This is a genomic window from Listeria floridensis FSL S10-1187 (assembly GCF_000525875.1).
In the GTDB taxonomy this organism is placed as follows: Bacteria; Bacillota; Bacilli; order Lactobacillales; family Listeriaceae; genus Listeria; species Listeria floridensis.
The window spans coordinates 1-4,034 of record NZ_AODF01000068.1 but is presented as its reverse complement, the minus strand read 5'-3'; the positions used below and the strand labels follow the sequence as shown (position 1 = coordinate 4,034).

Genomic DNA, 4,034 nt, shown 5'->3' with positions numbered 1-4,034 from the left:
CTTTCGTTGCTGTGATAACATGCCCGACAAGATAATCCCGATAAACGTTTGTCCCTGTCGTTTCCACGTCGAACACGATTAGTTCTTCTTGGTCAAGCAATTCAAGTAATTCATCTAACCGCTCTTTTGTCTGTACAAGCCAATAATTTTTAGGCATGCTGTCGACCATTTCAGCCAGAATTTCGGCTTGCTTGAGCTCTTTTACTTTCGGATAAAGGCGCTTGAGCTCCGCTTTACTTAGCCGCTTATTTTTCGCAACACTTTCGGGCTCTCTGCCAATTTTTTCCGCAAGCATCGCTGCTTTAACGTCGGCAATCATACGCTTGTCCGAATCGCTGTTTTTAAGGGCTTCAATGCGAGCCCACGCCTCTTCTAATGTTTCTTGCGAGGCTCTTTTTTTCTTAGCCGCATTGTTGAGCGTCGGCTTACAGGCGTCATTATTTAAAGTTAGTTTTACTTTTGGGGCCATGCGAGCACTCTCCTTTTAGCTCAGTAGTTTTTCGACAGGGGTATCAAGCGCAACTGTGCATTTATGTATCGAGACGGGCATATGCCCGTCAACAATAATAATATATTCTGTACAACTGTCGACGCCCACTACTACATATTTTTTATCGAGATATGAAATAATATCTCCTTCTTTCAATTCATTCACGTCCCGACCATGTTTAATGAATGAATACCCTCGTGATGAATATTTTAATTTATAGGTAAGGTAATCTTCCCCGTCTAATGAAAAATTGTCCCCCTCATCGTCCACAATCGTATATCCATCAGTCCAAACATTATTATGCACCTTATAAGGTACCCCCGCTTTAACAAAGTGAAATCCTGACTCTTTTAAAACAATATAATCGCCTGCGGTTAGACTTTCTTTTGATAGCTCATAAGTGACGCCCTCAATAGTAATTTCGTTTAAATCAATTTTGTTTGCTTCGTCATGAGCTAATTTGAAAATATTTAAAAGTTCTTCTTGAGTTAGTTCGAGTACTTCGCCGGTGTGCAATTTAATTGTTGCCATTCACTATCACGCCCCTAGTATTTTATATTGTGTTACAGAGTTTTCAATGTTGTTTTCACTCAGCCAATACTCTTTTTTACCGCGACATTTGAACATATATGCCGTTTGTCTCTCTACACCGATGATATAGTCAACTTCATCTGGCGTATAGGCATCGCCATTGTTTTTGCTTGCGTAAACAACAGGCTGATTGAGCCGGTCTTTTCTGCGACGAATAGTCTTCACTTGAATACGTGTGTATTCGCCTGATTTTGGATTTCGTGCAAGTAAGTCATACGCTTCAGGCACAATTGGGCGGCTGACCTCCCAGCCAAGCTCCGTTAAGAGTAGGCTGGCGGCAGTCAGTTCGCTTACTTCTCCCGTAATAGCCGTCAAATGCGCCAAATCTAAAACTCCTCGGTTGGGTCTGTTTCGGTAGTATTTGGGTTCAGCCCGATCAACTTCACATCAAAGCCAGCTTCGGTCAGTTTTTCGATTTGCTGAGCTTCGTCACAAACAAAAGTCAGCCCTTCAAAATCAGGCGCTTGCTCCTCAATATTGACATTTTTCAGGTGTTCTTGCTGCTCTTTTGTGAGGTCATCAGCGTCAATGACAGGCGTCAAACTTACGACTGTGTCACGTCCTTCCCCCGTCTTCTCAAGCTCGAAAGCTAATTTGTTTAGCTTATTTTTTGCATGTTGTTTTTCAACAATGCTATTCACATTTTTCATCTGATTCTTGCTGAAATCAACATAAATCAGCTCGCCGCTGTTTAAATCAACAAAAGGGACAATGTAGCGCCGTTTTGAGCGGTACTTAGCGGCTTCAGTACGTAAGGCCTTCACGTCATCGTCTTCTTTTGATTTACCTTTTTCAATTAGTTCTGATGCTTGGTCTTGGTAAAATTTTGATGCTAAATCCCATGTTGTTAACTCGTCAATGGCATATCCGCGCGCATTTTTAATTGACGGATTTTCTGCTTCAAAGCTGTTAACTTTTCCAAACACACTATAACTGTCGTATGCTGCTATTTTGTTTGGTGGCAGTGCTTTTACAATCTTCGCAGGCTCTCCACTTTTCAAATATGTAAATTTTTTGATGTCGCCAGTCGATGAGGTTGACACTTTTTCTGTCAGACTCGAGTATGCTTCATTTCCAACTAGTACCAAAAATCATTTCCCCTTTAACTTTTTATTTTGTTCGAGCAACGGACCAGAACGGGTGCACCTGCATTCCTTTTCCCTCGCCCGCAAGACGCCACGACCCGCCAGTCATAGCGCCTTGCCGACGAAGGTGTCGGCTTATAGCTCAAGTAATTTCCGAGCCTGTTTGACTTTAATGTTATAGGAGTGTTTTAAGGCATCTTGTTCCCCTTTTATAGCATCTAAGCGAGTTTCAAGCTCATTCACTGTCGTTGTTATTTTGTCGCGAGCTTTTGGATTTGATGTGCGGGCTAACTTTGCAAGCTCGTTGCTCAATTCCGCATGTATTTCTGCGCATTTATTAAAAAATTTCACGGCTGACTTTCCGTACAATTTTATGTTCTTTATCAAGAACCCTGCTCACCGCTTTTTGAGCCGCAAACTTTAGTTCGTCATCAAATGTTTTATACACCGTTATGATCTTTCTGTCTTTCTCATCTACAACAAATGTAATTCCGTCCACGTCATACTCAGTCGCACCGCCTCTAAGTTTTGCAACCGGCATTTTACCAACAAGCCTCTTACTTGCCCATGTTTGGGCATCTTTTTTGGGAATTTGAAGCCGCTCAAATGCTCGTTGCTTTGCATGTTCTGTCATTCGATAACTCAATTTGTTCACCTCTTACTCTTTCTATTATAAGTTGTCTTCTCATCACTGTACAGACAATTCAGAAAAGTTTTTTAATTTGTCATTTGCATCTTTAAACTTGTCATAATCAGCAAATTCTAGTTTAAATAATCCACCAAAAGCTTGCTTAGCTTGATTGTTCAACTTGCGTCCTGCTTTGTCATTATCAGCTCCAAGTATTATTTTTTCAGCAGGCAACCGCTTGATTAACTCAACTTGCCCATCGCTTAATTTACTGCTCCCGACCGCAATTCCAATTACATCTTTTTCAAGTAGCGTCCAGCTCATCGCATCAATTTCCGCCTCACATAGCGCAATTGTGTCAGGTTGTTCACTGTACACAACGTCTTGGCCAAAAACAAGGTCAGTCAAAGGGGTTGCACCACGTTCATACCAAAAGTCTTTTGTATCTATGCGCCTATATTTAATATTTGCAGGCAGACCCTCTTTTGTTCGCCAGGGCATTATCGCTTTTTCGCTGTCGCCGCCAACTCCATAAAGTTGTTGCACTTCTGAGCCGATGCCCCGACTTTCTAAATAGTCACTTTTAGGTAGTGCTGTAAATCCGTCCAAAGTTACTACCTCATTTTCAGGTTCCAGTCGTTTGATTGCTGGTTTAAGTTGCATTTTTGCAACATCTAAGTAGCCATATTTTTCTAATAAGTACTGCTCAGCCATTTCATATGACCAGCCGCGGAGCAAAGCCAGCAGCCACACGAAATTGCCTTTTTCTTTATGTGGTTCAACCGCCCCGCTGTCAGCCCAAAAGCCTGCAAGCTCCCCTTCTAAATTAACAAAAAAGGAAGGGCGGCGCTCATTTCGAAATGGACTATTTGCGATCAGTTTATCGCCCAGCCAACGCGCATTTTCCCATTCAAATGCTTCTAGTTCAGTTTGAATGTCTATCAGTATAACTTGTCCATTTATTGTGATAGATTGCATAAGTTACTCCTTAATAGTTAACGTTTTTTCGTATATAGCAACATCTTCGTCAGCTTCTTTGTGTAGCCTATTGCTAATTTCAGGGATAAACTCTTTCGATTCTTCTCTTGAATAGGTTTTACCTGTAGGAACATAACCACCAGGTTTCACTGTCTTTAGAAAATAACCTTCATCATTGTTTGATTTAAGCATTACAACGTCTCTCGAATCTCTGTCAATGAAAAGCACAATTCCTTTATGGGGCAAAACTACGCCCACCTCT

The 4,034-nt window shown here is 41.4% G+C and carries 6 protein-coding genes and 2 pseudogenes; all 8 read right to left on the bottom strand.

The genetic code is table 11. The features are described 5' to 3' along the window. Positions 1-469 (bottom strand): annotated as a pseudogene (locus MFLO_RS13930) (DNA polymerase); the annotation flags it as partial. A gap of 15 nt (positions 470-484) precedes the next feature. Continuing rightward, positions 485-1,021, bottom strand: coding sequence for a hypothetical protein (locus tag MFLO_RS13925; RefSeq protein WP_036098658.1), 537 nt, complete (start codon positions 1,019-1,021; stop codon positions 485-487). A 6-nt stretch (positions 1,022-1,027) separates the two neighbouring features. Beyond that, positions 1,028-1,405, bottom strand: a complete 378-nt coding sequence (locus MFLO_RS13920; protein WP_036098656.1) for a group I intron-associated PD-(D/E)XK endonuclease — start codon at positions 1,403-1,405, stop codon at positions 1,028-1,030. A gap of 2 nt (positions 1,406-1,407) precedes the next feature. Continuing rightward, a complete protein-coding gene (locus MFLO_RS13915; protein WP_051993690.1) occupies positions 1,408-2,169 on the bottom strand; it encodes a hypothetical protein in 762 nt (253 codons plus the stop codon). 132 nt (positions 2,170-2,301) lie between these two features. Further along, entirely contained in the window at positions 2,302-2,517 is a 216-nt protein-coding gene (locus MFLO_RS13910; RefSeq protein WP_036098654.1) for a hypothetical protein, read from the bottom strand. After that, positions 2,504-2,812, bottom strand: coding sequence for a hypothetical protein (locus MFLO_RS13905; RefSeq protein ID WP_036098652.1), 309 nt, complete (start codon positions 2,810-2,812; stop codon positions 2,504-2,506). The genes MFLO_RS13910 and MFLO_RS13905 overlap by 14 nt, the downstream gene beginning before the upstream one ends. A 42-nt stretch (positions 2,813-2,854) precedes the next feature. Further along, complete coding sequence (locus tag MFLO_RS13900; RefSeq protein ID WP_051993689.1) at positions 2,855-3,772, bottom strand: toprim domain-containing protein; 918 nt, start codon at positions 3,770-3,772, stop codon at positions 2,855-2,857. Positions 3,773-3,775: 3 nt separating this feature from the next. Then, positions 3,776-4,034 (bottom strand): annotated as a pseudogene (locus MFLO_RS13895) (hypothetical protein); the annotation flags it as partial.

What these genes read in the sequence shown, in the direction of transcription:
- MFLO_RS13925 (WP_036098658.1), bottom strand. Translation starts at nt 1,021, where the DNA reads ATGGCAACAATTAAATTGCACACCGGCGAAGTACTCGAACTAACTCAA.
- MFLO_RS13900 (WP_051993689.1), bottom strand. Translation starts at nt 3,772, where the DNA reads ATGCAATCTATCACAATAAATGGACAAGTTATACTGATAGACATTCAA.